Origin of the sequence: Photorhabdus sp. RM322S, assembly GCF_042879395.1 — a bacterium.
GTDB lineage: Bacteria > Pseudomonadota > Gammaproteobacteria > Enterobacterales > Enterobacteriaceae > Photorhabdus > Photorhabdus khanii.
The window spans coordinates 1-19,417 of the sequence record NZ_JBHFKW010000026.1 but is presented as its reverse complement, the minus strand read 5'-3'; the positions used below and the strand labels follow the sequence as shown (position 1 = coordinate 19,417).

Sequence of the window (19,417 nt, the reverse complement as noted above, 5' to 3'; positions counted from 1 at the left end):
TGTTATATACAGCGAACTAATTGGTAATTACGCAGGTGGAAAACAAATGAAGAAGAGTTTTGCTAAACTGTTAGCGGGAGTTATTGTTTCTTTTACTTTGACGTGGCAAGCATGGGCTACGGAGAAAGTCACCGTATTCGCTGCTGCCTCACTGACTAATGCACTTGACGATATTTCGATACAATATAAGCAAGAAAAGAAAGGTGACGTGGTGGCTTCCTATGCATCATCTTCTACTTTGGCTCGCCAGATTGAACAAGGTGCTCCGGCAGATATTTTTATTTCCGCTGACCAACAGTGGATGGATTACATTGCTGGGAAGAAACTGATTATTGATAAAACTCGCTTTACTATTTTAGGAAATCAACTGGTTCTGATTGCACCGAAAGAGAGCAAACTTAATAAAATTAACATTAATAAAGAGACCCAATGGAAATCTTTATTGGCTGATGGCCGTCTTGCCGTCGGTGATCCAGATCATGTTCCGGTAGGTATCTATGCTAAACAATCGTTGCAATATTTGGGGGCATGGGAGACGGTTAATCCTCTGCTGGCTCGCACCAGTAATGTGCGCAGTGGTATGGCGCTGGTGGAACGTGCAGAAGTTCCATTGGGGATTGTTTATGCTTCAGATGCTGTTGCCAGTGATAAAGTCAAAGTTGTGGGGATTTTCCCGGCAGAGAGCCACAAGCCTATTGAATATCCTATGGCGATCATCAAAGCTCATAATAATCCCGCAGTGCTTGGTTTTTATGACTATCTGAAAACCCCTGAGGCCGCTGCAATTTTTAAACGTTACGGTTTTCGCCCACTTTAGGAATAGGCTTTTGGAGATATTAAGTGAATATGAATGGCAAGCCATCATCCTGAGTCTGAAAATTTCAGGTATGGCGGTGTTAATTAGCTTGCCGTTTGGGATCTTGATGGCATGGATTCTGGTTCGTTTCCGGTTTCCGGGTAAATCATTACTTGACAGTATTATTCATCTGCCATTGGTGTTACCGCCAGTGGTAGTGGGGTATCTACTGTTGATCAGTATGGGGCGTCGTGGATTCATTGGTGAATGGCTATATGACTGGTTTGGCATCAGCATTGCATTCAGTTGGCGTGGTGCTGCGTTGGCTTCTGCGGTTGTTGCTTTTCCGCTGATGGTAAGGGCGATACGTTTGGCGCTGGAAGGTGTTGATCGGCGGTTGGAACAGGCTGCCCGTACCTTGGGGGCGAATCCATTCAGAGTATTTTTTACGATTACATTGCCGCTCTCTTTGCCCGGGATTATTGTTGGCACTATTTTGGCATTTGCCCGTTCATTGGGGGAATTTGGTGCAACCATCACTTTTGTATCTAATATTCCGGGTGAAACGCGGACAATACCTTTGGCAATGTATACCTTGATTGAGACGCCTGGAGCAGAAACTGCCGCGGCTCGTTTATGTATTATTGCCATTATTCTTGCGTTGATGTCATTGATGATTTCTGAATGGCTAACCCGTTGGGGAAGGAAACGTCTGGGAGCAACATGTTAGAGCTGGATTTTGAACAACAACTTGGTGATCTTCATTTACAAGTTGACACGCAGTTACCCACTGAGGGGATTACGGCTGTTTTTGGCCTTTCAGGTGCTGGAAAAACTTCACTGATAAATGTTATTTCTGGTTTGCTACGTCCACAGAAAGGGCGGGTTGTTCTCAATGATCATGTATTGGTGGATATTGAAAAAGGGACTTGCTTGCCACCAGAGCAACGCCGTATAGGTTATGTCTTTCAGGATGCCCGGCTGTTTCCTCATTACCGGGTAAAAGGCAATCTTCAATACGGAATGTCTTCGGTGATGAAACCGGAGTTTGACAGCATTATTCATTTGTTGGGAATTGAGCACCTGCTATCCCGTTTTCCTCTTACCCTGTCCGGTGGTGAAAAACAGCGGGTTGCTATCGGTCGCGCTTTATTGACTGCACCTGAATTGCTGTTAATGGATGAGCCATTGGCATCTTTGGATCTCCCGCGTAAACGCGAACTTTTGCCTTATCTTGAAAGGCTTTCTCAAAATGTCAAAATCCCGATTTTGTATGTTAGCCATAATTTGGATGAAATCCTTCGCCTGGCTGAAAATGTGATCGTAATGGATAACGGGAAAGTCAGGGCGACAGGGAAGTTAGCCGAGGTTTGGGCTAGCAGCGCACTGCGTCCCTGGTTACAAAAAGAGACGCTCAGCAGCATTCTGAACGTTTCAATGGTTGAACATCATAATCGTTATGAAATGACAGCGGTGGCGTTCGCTGATCAGGCTTTATGGCTGCCTAAAATTGATGCTCAACCGGGAACTGATTTGCGTATCAGAATAGATGCTTCAGATGTTTCACTAGTACTGGAACCGCCTCGCGGTAGTAGTATCCGCAATATTTTGGCTGTGAAAGTGGTTGAATTTTTTGATGATGATGGGCAGGTCGATGTCAAACTGACGCTGAGTGGTCATTGTTTATGGGCAAGAATTACTCCGTGGGCAAAGGATGAACTGAATTTGCGACAGGGGCAATGGTTGTATGCCCAAATAAAGAGCGTTTCTCTTAATCGGCAATTGTAGAATCTGATTTTCCATAAATGAATAAACAGGTTGTCAGTTGGAAGAAAGAAGATTGTTTGGAATAACAAGGGGCTCCCATGCGGGATTGCCCCCGAGTGTGATTTATGGATATCGTTAATCAGGCAAGAAATTAAAGGACATGTTTGCGAATAATTTCGGCGATCCCTGGTTGAGTATTATCCAGCGTCACCAAATCGGCCCGTTCTTTGATAGCATCGACGCTGTTACCCATAGCAACACCGAGTCCGGCGGTTTCCAGCATGCTCAGGTCATTAAAGTTGTCACCAAAGGCGATAACATCCTGCATGCTCATTCCCTGTGATTCAATCCACTGTTTCAAACGCATGCCTTTACTGTTGCCTTTTTTGGTAATATCCACTTGATCAAACCATGACCATTCACAGGCAAGACCGATGTCATTTTCGATCTGTTCAGTCACTTCACGTAGCTTTACTAAATCAGGGGAACAGGTAGCGAATTTCCAGATAGACTGTACTTCACCAATAGCATGCTGAAAACTACTGACATGCCGCATAGTTGGGCGTTGAGATTCAGGTAAGGTGTCAGACCATTTCATGGTGCGGGTAATTGTGTCATGCAGTTCTTCATATAACATGGCATCATCCACATACATCAGACGTTGAATATCGGTGTTGCTTAAGTGGGCGAGAACTTTTATCGCTTCCTGAGATGACAGTGGATCTGAGGCTAATATTTTCTTCTCATGATAATCATACAGATACGTCCCATTACAGCAGATGACAGGCGTATCGAGTTGCAAAGCCTGATAAAAAGGGTGGATAGCGACATGATGGCGGCCAGTTGCAATCAGCACCTTAACACCGGCTTTACGGGCTTCATTCAGTACAGCGAGTGATTCCGGCAGGATATTCTTTTGAGGACTCAGTAACGTACCGTCCAGATCCAAAACAATGACGCGATATGACATAGATTAGCCTCATAACTATATATAATGTAAAAGATATTACATTGGAACTGAATAAAATTAAACCAATTGTACGGTGAGCTTAACGAATAATTAAAGGAGTGAAGATGAAACAGGTGGTTTATACCGCGAGTCCAAACAGTCGTCAGATTCATGTTTGGAACCTGAATAATGAAGGTGAGTTATCATTAATTCAGACAGTTGATGTTCCGGGAGAAGTACAGCCAATGGTGGTTAGCCCGGATCGCAAGCATCTTTATGTTGGGATCCGGCCACAATTCAGTATTGTCACTTACCAGATTGGTTCTGATGGGAAGCTGGTACAGCAGGGAATTTCACCAATACCGGGTAGCCCGACACATATCGCTACTGACAGGCAAGGCTGTTTTCTGTTCTCTGTTTCCTACAGTTATAACAATTTGAGTATCAGCCCAATTGACGAGCAAGGTATTGCAGGCGCGCCTGTTCAGATTATTGAAGGCTTGCAAGCACCGCATTCAGCCAATATTGATTGGGATAATAAACAGCTATTAGTACCTTGTCTGAAAGAAGATCGCATCCGTATTTTTGAGATGACAGAAGAGGGTTATCTGACAGAAAAGCGCGCTGAAGAAATTGTTACCGCAACGGGTGCTGGCCCTCGTCATATGGCATTCCATCCGAATCAGCAGGTGATTTACTGTATTAATGAACTGGATTCTACGGTGGATGTTTATCACAAATGGGAGAAATACCGGATTATTCAGACCATTGATTCATTGCCGGAAGATTTGGCCGGTATTCGTTGGTCGGCGGATATTCATATTACACCGGATGGTCGTCACCTTTATACCTGTGATCGTACTACAAGTTTGATTAGCCATTTTATTATTTCACAAGATGGTTTTAATTTGATTTTGGCAGGGCACTATAAAACCGAAACTCAGCCGCGTGGTTTTGCTATTGACCATAGTGGAAAATACCTGATTGCATCCGGTCAGAAATCTGACCATATCTTGGTTTCTGCTATTGATAAATATACCGGTAAATTAACTGAGTTAGCGCGTTATCCCGTTGGTAAAGCGCCAATGTGGGTAACAGTGTTAGCTCTTTGAGTTTGAGAAAATTGCTGTGTGTTACGGCGATAATAGACAGATGTAAATATATCTCGGATTAATGACAAAGTGCCGGTCTTTTGGTCAGCACTTTGAACTGAGATTTGTGATGCCCGCCTTTGCTGAAAAATTGTATTCAAAATGTTATAAAATATGATGAGTTACCAGAATTAATCGGCCTAACTACTATAACTTTCGGAATATTCCTATATCTTTTTAAGTGAAATCCATTGCACTATTGATCATCTATTAGCCTATAAGTGGTAAGAACATGATGACGATTTCAGTTAGACCTACTCTTCGTACTGTAAAACCATGGAGAGGTAAATAGAATGGCAAAAGGCTATTATCTGCTCGTTGGTGATAAAACGACCTGTGGTGGCGTCATTATCACCGGTGACCAGACCATGACATTTAACGGGCGGGCAACCGCGCGTGAAGGGGATCACGTCACCTGTGGTAAACATTCCGGTACTTACATGATTGCCGGGGGTGTACCCAGCATGTTTAGCATGGGACGACGATTGGCGGGCACATTAGATAGTGTCAGCACCTGCCCCTGTCGGGCCAGGCTGATTAATTCCGTGATGGACAGTTATGAGAAGCAGGAAGAGTCTGCTGACCGGGCTGTCGCGCCTGCTAATATGGCGGCGCAGAATGTCTCTTCACCGGTGAAGGAAGCGGGAAGCGCTCAACCCGAACCGCCAGTGACGCAGTCCCCGCCACCACCGATACCGGTGTTTACCAAATCCTGCCAGCGGGGCAAAGGCTGTACGGATGCCGGAACCGAAGCTGAACCCGCGAATAACTTTGGCAGAATGGGGATATATCAGGTGCCGTCATCTCCCGCTCCGGTAGCGGCGCAAAAGCCTGAACCGCCTCCTCAGGGCAAAAAACACCCACCTGAACCGGATAAGCCGCAGGATAAAAAATTACCGTGGTATAAGCGGTGGTTTCGTGGTGGAAAAGGGCAGGCTGAAGCGGCGGCTACGGCAGTGGCGGCCACCACCCAAAGCGTGGCAGCGGATGGCGAAGCGCTGGTGATGCGTTACATTGGCGGTGGTGCTGCCAGTTCCGGGCGTTGGCTGGTGGCCCCAAATCCGTTGACGGTCGGGTTAATGGGATTGTTTTATTCACCGAGACTGAATGAAGGCGAAGAGGACTACTTAAACTGCTATCGCCTGAGTGAAATTGCTGAACAGTTTGGCAAAGCCCCGACGCGTGTGCGTTTCCGCTGGATCAGAGATGAAAAAAGCGGCAGGATGACGGTTCAGGGGTATCACGTCGGCCCGGAAAGTGGTCTGGATAAAGTGCCGGTTCGTATGATGAGGCTGAATCGGACCACCGGTAATTATGAATTCTGGGAGCCGGGAGAAAATCGGCCAACGATATTATGGACGCCGAACGAACAGGAGTTTCAGGTTCCAGCCCATACCGGGAATGAAGAACGGTCGTTTATTCCGTCGCAAATCACCGTGTTACCAATCCCGGAAAAAGTGGGCAGTGATATTGAATCATTGCCGATGCCGGAAGAAAAGGATTTCCGCGATTATATTCTGATCTTCCCGATCCCGAATATGCCTCCGGTATATGTGTATTTGAGTAAACCTAGAAATGGATTGCCTCAAGATGGACACGACTATCATCCAGCCCCAAAAACAGAGGAAATTACTGGGGTTTCTGGGTTACGGTCAGCTAAGAAAAAAACTCCAAAACAAAGCGGAGGTGGTAAACGAGATAGATGGATCGATAGCAAAGGCCGCCGAATTTATGAATGGGATTCTCAACATGGTGAATTGGAGGTTTACCGGGTAAGTGATGGTGAACACCTTTGCTCTGTAGATTATAAGACTGGGAAAGAGTTAAAATCTGCTGTCAAAGGACGAAACATTAAACAGTATTTGTGAGGTATATAATGGGATTGAAATTAAGATTGGAGTGGTTTAATAAACAAACAGAATTAGGGGAAGGGTGTGAGTATTCCAAGGATTTTGGAGATAATGCTGATGTTATGGCTAGTGGATTGGGAATATCAACAGAAGATAATATAAATAACGGCGGCTTTGATGTGGAATTTAAATGGGTGAGCGCTTTACAGCCTCACTTTTGTCATCAAATTGATTTATCAGCTTATGATTATCAAATCTCTTTTGATTATCGAGACTTGTGGTGAACAGAGATTCAGCGGATGGTGGGATAGTGAGCAACAAACCACTATCCGTGTTTGACAGAGTTTTTGTTCCACTGTACGGCATATTCTGAGTATGAATTTAATGATGGTCAATGTAGAAGTATTAATAAATAGTCTGGGTAAATCTTATCAAGAAATTTTTGATGAGGGATTAATTCTTTATAAAACTAAACCAAATGGTTTTCCGGGTGATGAGGTTATTTAATTATAAATGGTAAAAGATGAGGGCTAGCGTTTTATCGCGAGGGGAAGAATTTAAAAGAAATTACATTAACCCTATTAAAGCTTTTATATCAAGAACGGATTTAACTTAATAAATACAGCTTTTCAAAAGGAGAGTTAATTTTATTTAATCGAAAATCATAAACCATTAATAGAGAGTTTAAAAGAAACCCGCACGTAAAAAAATATTATCCGAACAGATGGGTATTAAAGCGCTTTCTTGCCAGTTATTTTACGAAGAAAACCCTAAAAATAACGCAATAAAAAAGGGATGAAACGGTTAATCTAACAGCATTTAAGCCCTGAAAAAGGAGGGGGGATTATCCGAAAAAAACAGAGTCAGTAAAGATAAAAATGGATATGATTAGTATTGGTTAAACGTAAAATACAATATCCAATGATGATTAAACTTAACAAAAAGCAGACGTTAAAAGGGGTAAAAACAACGGTTAAAATTTTATACCGATTAAACCCATAAGTTAAAAAAATGATTTTTAATAACAGTTTAAAGCCTGCCTATTAAATAAATGCAACTTTTCAAACGGAGAGTTAATTACATTTAATCGAGAATCATAAACCATTAATAGAGCGTTGAAAAGAAACCAGCATGTAAAATAATATTATCCGAACAGATGGGTATTAAAGCGTTTTCCCGCCATATCCGCAGAATGGGTGGCGGGAGAAAATCACTAACAGTAAATTACAAATTAATTGCCTTGAAAACAGCCTCTGTCAGACATGAAAGCTGCTCTGGTTGAATAATATAAGGTGGCATCAGATAAATCAGTTTACCAAATGGCCTTATCCAGACACCTTCAGAAACAAAATGGTGTTGTAACACCGCCATATTCACCGGTTGTTTCATCTCCACCACCCCAATGGCGCCTAATACCCGAACATCAGCCACTTTTACATGTAATTTTAATGGCATCAACTCAGTGCTTAATTGGCTTTCAATCGATTTAATGCGCTGTTGCCAAGAGCTTTCTAGCAACAATTTCAAACTGGCTTCTGCTACGGCACACGCTAATGGGTTTCCCATAAACGTTGGACCGTGCATAAAACAGCCAGCTTCACCATTGCTGATCGTTTCGGCTACTTTACGGGTTGTCAGTGTTGCTGATAGCGTCATGTAGCCGCCAGTCAGCGCTTTTCCCACACATAAAATATCCGGTTCAATTTCAGCGTGTTCACAAGCAAACAATTTTCCTGTGCGGCCAAAACCGGTGGCAATTTCATCGGCAATTAACAGAATCTGATGCTGCTCACAGAGCATTCTGACTTGGCGCAGATATTCAGGATGATAAATCCGCATTCCTCCGGCACCTTGTACAATCGGTTCCAGAATAACCGCGGCAATATCACTGGAATGCTGCTCCAGCAAAGTACGGAATGAAATGATATCCCGTTCATCCCAAAGAGAATCAAATCCACATTCAGGTGATTCGGCAAACAGATGTGGTGGCAGATAACCTTTGTAGAGATTATGCATCGAATTGTCGGGATCACAGACAGACATAGCACCGAACGTATCACCGTGATAACCGTGACGTAATGTCAGAATACGCTGACGTTTCTCACCTTTTGCCTGCCAGTATTGCAACGCCATTTTCAGGGCCACTTCCACCGCAACAGAACCTGAATCAGCCAGAAAGACGCACTCAAGCGATGGTGGCGTAATGTCCACTAATTGCCGGCAAAGTGCGATTGCGGATGGATGTGTAATTCCACCAAACATGACATGGGACATTTTATCAATCTGAGTCTTAGCTGCCTGATTCAGTATCGGATGATTATATCCATGAATGGCAGACCACCATGAAGACATGCCATCTATCAGCTTACGGCCATCAGTAAGTTCCAGTTCCACACCAGAGGCACTGACAACAGGATAAACCGGAAGTGGTTTGGTCATAGAGGTATAAGGATGCCAGATATGGCGCAGATCAAATTCAATATCGGAAGAAGTCATAAGGCTATATGTAAACTAATTTATTTAAAATAGGTTGACAGTATAACGACATTATTTAAACTGACGAGACTTTTTTCACACTGGAGATGTCATTGTGACTGAACGTAAGCAATGGACAATTAAGCAGGCGCAAGAACTGTTTGATAAACCTTTTTTCGAATTATTATTTCAAGCACAACAGATTCACCGTATGTATTTTGACCCGCAGCAGGTACAGGTCAGTACATTACTTTCCATCAAAACGGGTGCTTGTCCGGAAGATTGCAAATATTGCCCGCAAAGCTCCCGCTATAAAACTGGTCTTGAAAAAGAGCGGTTGATGGAGGTGGAGAAAGTGATTGATTCTGCCCGTGAGGCTAAAAACGCAGGTTCAACACGTTTTTGTATGGGCGCCGCGTGGAAAAACCCTCATGAACGGGATATGCCTTATCTGGAAAAAATGGTTAAGGAAGTCAAAGCATTAGGGATGGAAACCTGCATGACGCTTGGCATGCTCGAGGGTTCACAAGCGCAGCGGTTGGCGGAAGCGGGATTAGATTACTACAACCACAACCTTGATACTTCACCGGAATTTTATGGCAACATCATTACGACCCGGACCTATCAGGACCGGTTGGATACGCTTGATAAGGTGCGGGATGCGGGAATAAAAGTTTGCTCTGGTGGTATCGTCGGCTTGGGTGAAGAAATCCGTGATCGAGCTGCGTTATTGGTACAACTGGCAAACCTGCCAAAACCACCGGAAAGTGTCCCCATTAACATGCTGGTAAAAGTCAAAGGCACTCCGTTGGCTGATAACGAAGATGTAAACGCTTTTGATTTTATCCGCACGATCGCGGTTGCCAGGATCATGATGCCAGCTTCTCATGTCCGGTTATCCGCAGGTCGTGAACAGATGAATGAGCAGACGCAGGCAATGTGTTTTATGGCGGGTGCCAATTCTATTTTCTATGGTTGTAAGCTGTTGACTACGCCTAATCCTGGTGAAGATAAGGATTTACAACTGTTCCGTAAATTGGGTATTAATCCTCAACAGACTCAAACAGCATTCGGTGATAATCAGCAGCAACAGCACCTGGCAGAAGCCATCATCAATGCCGATAACGAACAATTTTATAATGCGGCATTATAATGGACTGGTCAGCGTATCTTTCCCGGCAATTGTCTGAGCGTCGGGACTCTTCTCTATGGCGTCAGCGGCAGGTTAATCAGAAATCAGATGGGCGTTTCCTGTATACCAATGAAGGCAAATATCTTAATTTTTCCAGTAATGATTACCTGGGGTTAAGCGCAAGTCCGGCAGTCATTTCCGCATGGCAGCAAGGGGCTGAACAATATGGTGTTGGCAGTGGGGGGTCAGGCCATATTACGGGTTATACAAACGCTCATCGGCAGTTGGAACAACAATTGGCTGACTGGCTGGGTTATCCAAAAGCGTTGCTCTTTATTTCAGGATATTCTGCTAATCAGGGGGTAATTGCAGCGTTAATGACGAAAATGGATCGGATTATTGCCGATCGGCTGAGTCATGCTTCATTAATGGAAGCTGCTATGCATTCACCTGCTCAATTACGTCGTTTCCTCCATAATCAACCTGAATCACTTGCGGATTTACTGGCAAAACCTTGTGTTGGGAAAACACTGGTGATGACCGAGGGGGTGTTCAGTATGGATGGTGACTGCGCACCGCTGGCCGATATTTATCAGCAAACCCGTGTTTCGGGTAGTTGGTTAATGGTGGATGATGCACATGGTATTGGGGTCTGTGGTGAACAGGGCCGGGGAAGTTGTTGGCAGCAGAAAGTAAAACCGGAGATTTTAATTGTCACTTTTGGCAAAGCGTTTGGGTTGAGTGGTGCGGCGGTACTTTGCGATGAGCAGACGGCAGAATATCTAATTCAGTACGCCCGTCATCTTATTTACAGCACTTCTATGCCTCCGGCGCAGGCAATGGCGATTTCTGAAGCGGTCCGGCAGATACAATCTGGTGATGAGCTGCGCCAACGGTTGCAGCAAAATATTGATGACTTCCGCCAGCAGGCACAGAAACTGCCATTCAACCTGACAGGTTCAGTTACGGCGATTCAGCCATTGATTGTGAGTGATAATGAGTTGAGTGTGTCTTTATCTCAATATTTGCAACAAAAAGGAATTTGGGTTAAAGCGATTCGTCCTCCGACAGTACCGCCAGGCAGTGCCAGATTACGTATTACTCTGACGGCCAGCCATACGCAGCAAGATATTAATATATTGACGGAGACGTTATATGGGTTCTGTAGCTGAATCTGTCGATAAGCAGGCTATTGCCGGAGCATTTGGGCGTGCTGCTGCTAATTATGATGTAGTAGCAAAATTACAGCAGCAAACGGGCGAATTCCTCATGCAACAAGCCAGTGGACATTCTGGCAGGTTAGTTTTGGATGCTGGTTGTGGTACCGGTTTTTTTAGTCACCGCTGGCGGCAACAGGGGAGGCAGGTTATCGCGCTCGATTTGGCATCGGGGATGTTAGCTCATGCCCGTGAAAGACAAGCAGCAGATTATTACCTGCAAGGAGATATTGAGCATTTAGGGCTTGCTGACAGCAGTGTTGATATCTGTTTCAGTAATTTGGTTGTTCAATGGTGCGATAATTTATCTTGTGTTTTAACCGAGCTTTATCGGGTAACCCGCCCTGGAGGATTGATTCTGTTTTCCACATTGGCCAAAGGTTCATTACATGAATTGCAGCAAGCCTGGAGTGCAGTTGATAACTATCAGCATATTAATCATTTTCTGCCACAGCCGATGATTAAGGATGCCTGTCAGGATTTCCGGCATCGTCTTATTAGTCAGGTTTACCGCCAACAATATCCGCATATATTGCCGCTATTGGGTTCCCTGAAAGGGATTGGGGCGACTCATCTTCATTGTGGACGACAGCAGGGGCTGATGACCCGTGGACGGTTGACTGCTTTGGAGCAGGCTTACCCACGGGAAGATAAACATTTACCTCTCAGTTATCAGGTTGTTTTTGGAGTGATTTATCGTGACTAAGCGCTGGTTTTTAACGGGTACAGATACCGAAGTAGGTAAAACAGTTGTCAGTTGTGCTTTGCTACAGGCTGCGACTAAAGCAGGATATAAAACAGCAGGTTATAAACCCGTCGCTTCCGGCAGTGAAATAACACCGGAAGGTGTCCGTAATGCGGATGCACTGGCATTATTGGCAAACAGTTCTTTGCCTTTACAATATGATGAAGTGAATCCGCTGGTATTTGTTGAAGCGACATCACCGCATATTGTTAGCGCTGATTTAAATCAACCTATTGATTTTTCTATTATGTCTGCGGGGCTGCATCATCTGGAAAAGAAAGCCGACTGGGTTTTAGTCGAAGGCGCGGGTGGTTGGCATACTCCTTTATCGGAATCGGCGACTTTTGCTGACTGGGTGATTAAAGAGCAATTACCGGTTATTCTGACCGTGGGTGTGAAACTTGGCTGTATTAATCATGCGATACTCACCGCAGAGGCTATCAGAGGTTCAGGATTATATTTCGCGGGTTGGATAGCGAATGAAGTTGAACCTGCAAGCCAGCGTCAGAAAGAATATCTGGCGACATTAAAACGCATGCTGCCTGCGCCTTTATTGGGGACTATTCCTCATTTAACGCAAGAATATCTTAATTATTCAGGTGAATATATAGATTTTACATTACTGGTTAATTGAATTATTAATCTTACCGGTGACGATATATCGGGTTTTATTGCAATATGCCGGGATGCTATTCCGGCATAAAAATTATATTTTTCAATAACTTTGTTGTGGTTGGCGAAGGTGTGCCTGCTATTCATACTTCGGCGAGCTTTTTATTGACCGTGGCATCTGTGGGTTGGTTTATATAACTCCTGAATATCTTTCTTACCAGATATATAGGGCCTACACCCAGAATAGAATAAACGACTTTAATGATAAATTGGGCAATAATCATTTCTTTTATGATATCGATACCGAGAACTCCATAAAAAGCAATTGAGCAGAATATTATACTGTCGAATGCCGAGGCGATGACCGTACTTGTTATTACTCTGAGGAAAAGATACTTTGAATTTGTAAGAGACTTTATTTTGCAAAGAAGATACGAATTTATATTCTCAGAGATAAAATAAGCAAGAGATGATGCCAGTAATACCGAGACGATACTATTAATTATCCCACTATAAGTGACACCAAACTCCCATCCGGGAACACCTGGCATCAATGCGGTTGCCCAAAGCCCCAGAACAAACAGTAAATTCGCTGCAAAGGAGATAATAATCGTTCTTCTTGCCAGACGTAACCCATAGAATTCGTTTAAAATATCGACCAGAAGGAAAGTTATTGGGTAAATAAAGACGCCGGGTGGAGTGACAATATTAATAATAGGGACATGAATGGGCTTCACGCCACATATTGTGGAGAAAATATAAATAACACTGAGTGCGACGCTGATGAGTAAATATGCTTGCCATGAACGCTCATGACGATCCCCGAGTTCATAAGCTGTGACAATGTTGCTGTGGCTGTATAATTTCCGATATAGCGTACTGAGTTCATGCCTGCTCAGATCTTCTGAAATATCACTATCAACCAGCTCTTTCAGCCCCATAGTAATGGTCTTGCCTGTCGCGAGTACCATGATATTTGCTGATAATTTACCGTACCTTGTAAATCCCAATAACTTAAATTTCTGGTTTGCTGTCATTTATAGCCTTTCTCCTACGATATAGCCTAAAAATTGAGCGTATTTGGGGTATCTTCTGTCTATGCTGTCATCATCTTTCTCTTGCCGGATAAAGAACCCGATTTCCTGAGAGTAGTACAGTAATGGGGTGTTAGTGACTAACGCGGGAGGGCGTTTTATGATGATCACCTCACCGGGTATAAATGTATCCCCTATTTCCGATTCGACTTTAATTGCCAACATATTTGACTCATCGCCAAAGAAATAGGTTAACGGGTACTCAGTAACAAGCTGACCTATTTTTTTCCCGGAAACAGATAAAAATTCAGATTGTGGAATGATGGGGATGGCTGACGGGTTTTTATTACCTTCAGTTGAAAGCGTTTCATTGAGGCGTTCTAGTTGTTCAAGGTCATAATTTTCTATTTCTTCACAGGAAACACCGAAAAAATCGGAGATCCGGAGGATGGTAGATTGTTGAACGTTATTAACTTGTCCTTCCAGAATTTTATAAATGGTAGTACGGGTTAAACCTGTTCGATTGGAAAAGGAACTCTTGGTTTCGCCACGGGTACGTATTAAATATTCTATATTCTTAATGATATTTGTTTTTCGCTGTGCATTAGACGTTTTCATAAAAATCCTTTATGTGAAAATTACTGCATAACTATATATTACTCAATAATATTGTCCAGTATGAGAAAGCCACTCATTGTAATAGTTTATTGATTTTACTTTAATATGTTATTTTTATGACTATTCATATTAGCACATCTTGTGTCATAAGATGCGCATGGAGTTACATTTATATTTTAAAAATAAAAGTTAAATCATAGTATTAAGTGAGATGCATTATAAAGTTTACATAAAAATGAACTTTATGTTTCTTTTTATGTTGACTTTATGGGCTCCATTACAATAATGTTAAGTTGTGTTGATGTGTTTTCTGGCAGTTGGATAGCATCAACCAAAATATTATTCCTATTATAAATCCCTCGGGGAAGAGCTACTTCAACCTTCGAGTTTAAAAACTGGTTATTTCTTTTAGCACTAGGGAACCACCGTAAGATAAGGAAGTGAAATAAACATTAGGACTTAAATTAGTAAATTGATTAAATGGTAACACAGTTAAATCACCGGGAAATGACAATATAAAAAATGCTTGGGAACAGCAATAGATTAAAATTGTGGATGATAGGTACAAAGTAGGTCTTTCGATCGAAAATAGCCAGCAGAATATTGGACATTTTGTCAGGGCAGTGTAGATCTGATATTTTTGTATCTATCGTTTTTTTTAAAGCTCCCTAATGGGGCTTATCTTGTCGAATAGGGGAATGCTGATGTGAATTAATCTATTTATCAAGGATATACTTTATATTCTAGTTAAAAGATGAGTTTTACTCATATCAATAAGGTGATTTTATTTTTCTGGCAAGTACTTATTAGTATAGCCAAAAATGTTATTGGTGATATCGAGTCTACTGTTGCTGAAAACAGTAATGAATCTCATTATCGAAATGGAAATATTTACTTTATTTCTGCTCAGGTGAAAAATTATCACCATCTCTTCTGGTGTAAACAGGTGTGATACTGGAAAACTGTTTACCGGTTATTTCCTATTGAATAAAAATTCTGATGCGAAGTCGGTATGGTTTGTTGCTGGTCAAAAAACAGTAAAAATTTTTACTGGTAGAGGATACCTCTTTTGTGGAATGATGCTGCAACCTCGTACAGCTAATAGGGTTTGTAGAGTTATCCACTATTCCTGTGGATAACCTTGTGTATTAGGCTTAGAAAAGTTGCGTAACGCAAGAAAATACGCGGCTTTCGTCAAGGTTGATGTTATTCTCGTCTTTGTTTTAATTTATTTTAATATCAATAAGATAACTAAAATCAAGCCTTGTCTGGCCGGTGATGACGCCCTGTGTTGTCACCTTTCAGTCGATCATATAAAAAATGAAAAAATCAAGGTGATTTTGGGGATAACGTAGTATTTATTTTGATGTCAACCAATATTTAATTAATAGGGAAATAGCCTAAATTGAGCCGGTTTTTACAAAACTGACTTGAAGCTGGTTTTTTATCCAGTATTATAGGCGGCTTAATGCCAGGAAAGTGAGATATCTATGAGTAAGGTGTTCAAATTACATTCTGACTTCCAACCGGGTGGTGATCAACCAGAGGCTATTCACCGATTGCAGGAAGGGCTGGAGGACGGGCTTGCCCACCAGACTCTGTTGGGCGTAACGGGGTCAGGTAAAACATTCACTATTGCTAATGTGATAGCGAATTTAAACCGGCCAACAATGGTACTTGCGCCAAACAAGACACTAGCAGCTCAACTTTACAGTGAAATGAAGGAATTTTTTCCAGAGAATGCGGTGGAGTACTTTGTTTCTTATTACGATTATTACCAACCTGAAGCTTATGTTCCCAGTTCCGATACTTTTATCGAAAAAGATGCCTCAATAAACGAGCACATTGAACAAATGCGTTTATCCGCCACAAAGGCTTTGCTGGAGCGGCGGGATGTCATCGTGGTTGCATCTGTATCGGCTATTTATGGTTTGGGTGATCCGGACAGTTACCTGAAAATGATGCTCCACCTGACCAATGGGATGATTATCGATCAACGTTCTATTCTGCGGCGTTTGGCTGAATTGCAATATACGCGTAATGATCAGGCATTTCAGCGGGGGACATTCAGGGTACGCGGTGAAGTGATTGATATCTTCCCGGCTGAATCTGATGAGCATGCTTTGCGTGTTGAGTTATTTGATGATGAGGTGGAACGGCTATCACTGTTTGATCCGCTGACGGGACAAATTGAATATCATGTTCCACGATATACTGTTTATCCGAAAACTCACTATGTGACTCCCCGTGAGCGTATTATTCAGGCAATGGAAGAGATTAAAGTTGAGCTTGAGGAACGGCGCAAGGTACTGTTGGCAAACGGTAAGTTGTTGGAAGAACAGCGTATTACTCAGCGTACCCAGTTTGATTTGGAAATGATGAATGAATTGGGTTATTGCTCCGGCATTGAAAACTACTCCCGTTACCTCTCCGGACGTGCAGAAGGAGAACCACCTCCGACACTGTTTGATTATCTTTCTGCTGATGGACTGTTAGTGGTGGATGAATCACACGTGACAATCCCGCAAATCGGTGGGATGTACCGAGGAGATCGTTCTCGTAAAGAAACGTTAGTGGAATATGGTTTCCGTATGCCTTCCGCATTGGATAACCGTCCGCTGAGATTTGAAGAATTTGAAGCACTGGCTCCACAGACAATTTATGTTTCGGCCACACCGGGTAAATATGAATTGGAAAAATCTGGTGGGGATGTTGTGGAACAGGTGGTGCGTCCTACCGGTTTGCTTGATCCTGAAATAGAAGTTCGCCCGGTAACCACTCAAGTTGATGACTTACTGTCTGAAATCCGTATTCGGGCGGTGAAAAATGAGCGTGTGCTGGTCACTACGCTGACCAAGCGAATGGCGGAGGATTTAACTGAATATTTGGAAGAACACGGTGAGCGGGTTCGCTATTTGCACTCAGATATTGATACTGTCGAACGGGTGGAAATTATTCGGGATCTTCGTTTAGGTGAGTTTGATGTATTAGTGGGTATTAACTTGCTGAGGGAAGGGCTGGACATGCCAGAGGTTTCTCTGGTGGCAATTCTTGATGCTGATAAAGAAGGTTTCCTGCGTTCTGAGCGTTCATTAATTCAAACTATTGGGCGTGCAGCGCGTAACTTGCATGGCAAGGCGATTCTTTATGGCGATAAGATCACCGATTCAATGGCGAAAGCGATTGGTGAGACGGAACGTCGTCGTGCGAAACAACAAGTATTTAATCAAGAGCACGGCATTGTTCCAACAGGTCTGAATAAGAAGATCAGTGATATTCTGCAAATTGGTCAGTCTGCGGGTAGCAAAGGGAAGGGCAGAAGTAAGGTGGTGGTTGCGCCGGAAGAATTTAGCAAGCTATCCGCCAAAGAGCTGGAAAACAAAATCCGCGGGCTGGAAGCGAAAATGTACCAGCATGCGCAGGATCTTGAATTCGAGCAAGCGGCGAGTGCTCGGGATCAGGTTCAGGCATTGCGTGAGCAATTTATTGCCAATTCTTAATTAACCAAGGTTTTGCAGGGTATTTTCTAACGCCTGATGCAGTAATTCACGGTCGTGGCGGTAGGGAATATCCTGTGCTTCCAGTATTTGTTGAGTAATAATCCGGTCGCTAAGTTCGCTGATATCTGTACAGGGGCCAACAATGACCGCGTTGATTATCCGGCAGCCAATTTTGTTTTCCATTATTTCCAATTTATCTTTCAGTGTTAATCCAGCGGCTGCGGTACTTAATTCTTTCCCAAGATTACCGATATAAATCATACTGGCGTTGCTGCGGCGCAGTGCCTGAGTTAAATCTTCAAGTAAAAGTAATGGCATCAGACTGGTAAAGAAGCTTCCAGGCCCGATAATAATCAGGTCCGCCTGAGTGATAGCATCCAGCGCTTCTTTTGTCGCCGTAGCTGGAGGGTAAATCATCAACTCCTGTGGAATACAATGCAACTGATCAATATTGACTTCGCCATAGATGGTATTGCCTTGATCATCTACTGCCATCAGGTCAACTGGCTGTTCAGACATGGGAATAAGATGAGAATTCACTTTTAGCAGGCTGCGGATTAAATTAATCGCTTCAAGAGGTCTGACACTCAGATGATCCAACGCCTTAAGCATCAGATTACCCAGGTTATGACCTGCCAGTTCCCCATTACCACCGAAACGGTATTCAAACATTGCTGATGCAACGCTGGGTTCGGTAATGAGCTGATTTAAACAATTGCGGGTATCTCCCCAGGCAATACCGCCTTCAGAGCGCCGGATCCTGCCGGTTGAGCCGCCATTATCTGTCGTGGTGACAATACCTGTCAGGCGAGAGCCTAATGATGAAAGAGAGGACATAACGCGCCCAAGGCCATGGCCTCCACCGAGGGCAACTACCCGATCTAAATCGGCTAATGTGCGGTTTCGCATAGAATTCCTGTTGCTGACTGAACTTATATTGACCGAGTAATTTTAGCGTAATTTATTATAAAACACGATTAACCGAAAAAGTGCCGTGATTTGGCGCAATATTTTAATTAACCTGAACTCTGCTTAAGAAAGGAAAGAAAAAAGGAACTAAGAGCCCGAGGCACGATCAACGTTTTTGTATAGAAAACAAAATCGTGGAGATCCTCAGGCTATGATGACTTTAGAAGAACTTGACTGCTGCGTCGATGATTTTTGCCAAAAATTTATTCCGCTTTGGGAACAACAGCTCATCGAGAATAACCGGCTTAAACGCCATCGCGCCGCTTCCCTGTCACTGAGTGAAATCATGACGCTCCTCATTTTATTTCACATGAGCCACTATCGTCATTTCAACGCGTTTTATATTGAGCATGTGCAACAGTATCTTAAGGCTGATTTCCCCCATCTGGTCAGTGACAACCGAATAATAACCTTGAAGAAAAGCGCGATTATCCCGTTGTGCGCTTTTCTTTCTTCACGCAAAGAAAAATCACAAGGCATGGCTTTTATCGACTCCACCAAAATCGCCGTTTGCCATAATCTTCGTATTCCCCGAAATAAGGTTTTTGAGGGGGTAGCACAACGGGGGAAAACCAGTATGGGGGGGTTTTATGGTTTTAAAC

The 19,417-nt window shown here is 43.2% G+C and carries 17 protein-coding genes and 1 pseudogene; 13 read left to right on the top strand and 5 right to left on the bottom strand.

Features of this window, described 5'->3' with window-relative positions:
- Positions 1 to 46 precede the first annotated feature (46 nt).
- The 3 genes from modA (at position 47) to modC (ending at position 2,584) form a co-directional block, all read left to right on the top strand.
- Positions 47 to 817: a molybdate ABC transporter substrate-binding protein gene (gene modA, locus ACGF63_RS15580; RefSeq protein WP_036850714.1), complete on the top strand. Its 771-nt coding sequence runs from the start codon at positions 47 to 49 to the stop codon at positions 815 to 817.
- A gap of 70 nt (positions 818 to 887) precedes the next feature.
- A complete protein-coding gene (modB, locus tag ACGF63_RS15575; RefSeq protein ID WP_239002438.1) occupies positions 888 to 1,526 on the top strand; it encodes a molybdate ABC transporter permease subunit in 639 nt (212 codons plus the stop codon).
- Positions 1,520 to 2,584, top strand: a complete 1,065-nt coding sequence (gene modC, locus ACGF63_RS15570) for a molybdenum ABC transporter ATP-binding protein ModC (RefSeq protein WP_162524159.1) — start codon at positions 1,520 to 1,522, stop codon at positions 2,582 to 2,584. The genes modB and modC overlap by 7 nt, the downstream gene beginning before the upstream one ends.
- A gap of 130 nt (positions 2,585 to 2,714) precedes the next feature.
- On the opposite strand, the gene ACGF63_RS15565 is transcribed toward modC, so the two are convergent.
- Positions 2,715 to 3,533 (bottom strand): pyridoxal phosphatase, encoded by an 819-nt coding sequence (locus ACGF63_RS15565; protein WP_152962767.1) that lies wholly within the window; start codon positions 3,531 to 3,533, stop codon positions 2,715 to 2,717.
- Positions 3,534 to 3,637: 104 nt separating this feature from the next.
- Here ACGF63_RS15565 and pgl point away from each other — a divergent pair, with 104 nt between their 5' ends.
- The 4 genes and pseudogenes from pgl to ACGF63_RS15545 form a co-directional block, all read left to right on the top strand.
- Entirely contained in the window at positions 3,638 to 4,624 is a 987-nt protein-coding gene (gene pgl / locus ACGF63_RS15560; protein WP_036850722.1) for a 6-phosphogluconolactonase, read from the top strand.
- A 332-nt stretch (positions 4,625 to 4,956) separates the two neighbouring features.
- Positions 4,957 to 6,531: an S-type pyocin domain-containing protein gene (locus tag ACGF63_RS15555; RefSeq protein WP_387631866.1), complete on the top strand. Its 1,575-nt coding sequence runs from the start codon at positions 4,957 to 4,959 to the stop codon at positions 6,529 to 6,531.
- An 8-nt stretch (positions 6,532 to 6,539) separates the two neighbouring features.
- The gene (locus tag ACGF63_RS15550) at positions 6,540 to 6,797 is read left to right on the top strand and encodes a colicin E3-like toxin immunity protein (protein ID WP_036850725.1); all 258 of its coding nucleotides are present in this window, start codon (positions 6,540 to 6,542) and stop codon (positions 6,795 to 6,797) included.
- Between the two features lie 100 nt (positions 6,798 to 6,897).
- Positions 6,898 to 7,017: pseudogene (locus tag ACGF63_RS15545) on the top strand (DUF6392 family protein); the annotation flags it as partial.
- A gap of 720 nt (positions 7,018 to 7,737) precedes the next feature.
- Here the strand turns inward: ACGF63_RS15545 and bioA are convergent.
- The gene (gene bioA / locus ACGF63_RS15540; RefSeq protein ID WP_036850728.1) at positions 7,738 to 9,009 is read right to left on the bottom strand and encodes an adenosylmethionine--8-amino-7-oxononanoate transaminase; all 1,272 of its coding nucleotides are present in this window, start codon (positions 9,007 to 9,009) and stop codon (positions 7,738 to 7,740) included.
- 94 nt (positions 9,010 to 9,103) lie between these two features.
- Between bioA and bioB the strand changes: the two genes are divergently transcribed.
- From bioB to bioD, 4 genes are read left to right on the top strand one after another with little or no spacing between them, the layout of a single operon-like run.
- The gene (gene bioB / locus ACGF63_RS15535) at positions 9,104 to 10,141 is read left to right on the top strand and encodes a biotin synthase BioB (RefSeq protein WP_387631862.1); all 1,038 of its coding nucleotides are present in this window, start codon (positions 9,104 to 9,106) and stop codon (positions 10,139 to 10,141) included.
- The gene (bioF, locus tag ACGF63_RS15530) at positions 10,141 to 11,292 is read left to right on the top strand and encodes an 8-amino-7-oxononanoate synthase (RefSeq protein ID WP_387631859.1); all 1,152 of its coding nucleotides are present in this window, start codon (positions 10,141 to 10,143) and stop codon (positions 11,290 to 11,292) included. Before bioB ends, bioF begins: the two co-directional genes overlap by 1 nt.
- Positions 11,276 to 12,043 carry a malonyl-ACP O-methyltransferase BioC gene (gene bioC / locus ACGF63_RS15525; protein WP_036850737.1) on the top strand — a complete coding sequence of 256 codons (768 nt, stop codon included), beginning with the start codon at positions 11,276 to 11,278 and terminating at the stop codon, positions 12,041 to 12,043. Before bioF ends, bioC begins: the two co-directional genes overlap by 17 nt.
- Positions 12,036 to 12,716 (top strand): dethiobiotin synthase, encoded by a 681-nt coding sequence (gene bioD / locus ACGF63_RS15520; RefSeq protein WP_387631855.1) that lies wholly within the window; start codon positions 12,036 to 12,038, stop codon positions 12,714 to 12,716. The genes bioC and bioD overlap by 8 nt, the downstream gene beginning before the upstream one ends.
- A 121-nt stretch (positions 12,717 to 12,837) precedes the next feature.
- On the opposite strand, the gene ACGF63_RS15515 is transcribed toward bioD, so the two are convergent.
- Positions 12,838 to 13,731 (bottom strand): queuosine precursor transporter, encoded by an 894-nt coding sequence (locus ACGF63_RS15515; protein ID WP_036850746.1) that lies wholly within the window; start codon positions 13,729 to 13,731, stop codon positions 12,838 to 12,840.
- On the bottom strand, positions 13,732 to 14,346 hold the full coding sequence (locus tag ACGF63_RS15510) for a helix-turn-helix transcriptional regulator (RefSeq protein WP_036850748.1): 615 nt from the start codon (positions 14,344 to 14,346) through the stop codon (positions 13,732 to 13,734). It abuts the gene before it with no gap.
- A gap of 1,490 nt (positions 14,347 to 15,836) precedes the next feature.
- Between ACGF63_RS15510 and uvrB the strand changes: the two genes are divergently transcribed.
- Positions 15,837 to 17,846 carry an excinuclease ABC subunit UvrB gene (gene uvrB, locus ACGF63_RS15505; protein WP_152962774.1) on the top strand — a complete coding sequence of 670 codons (2,010 nt, stop codon included), beginning with the start codon at positions 15,837 to 15,839 and terminating at the stop codon, positions 17,844 to 17,846.
- Here the strand turns inward: uvrB and yvcK are convergent, their stop codons facing one another.
- The gene (yvcK, locus tag ACGF63_RS15500) at positions 17,847 to 18,755 is read right to left on the bottom strand and encodes a uridine diphosphate-N-acetylglucosamine-binding protein YvcK (protein WP_036850754.1); all 909 of its coding nucleotides are present in this window, start codon (positions 18,753 to 18,755) and stop codon (positions 17,847 to 17,849) included.
- A 211-nt stretch (positions 18,756 to 18,966) separates the two neighbouring features.
- Here yvcK and ACGF63_RS15495 point away from each other — a divergent pair.
- Positions 18,967 to 19,417: transposase (locus ACGF63_RS15495; RefSeq protein WP_387631852.1), on the top strand; the 451-nt coding region annotated here is incomplete at its 3' end.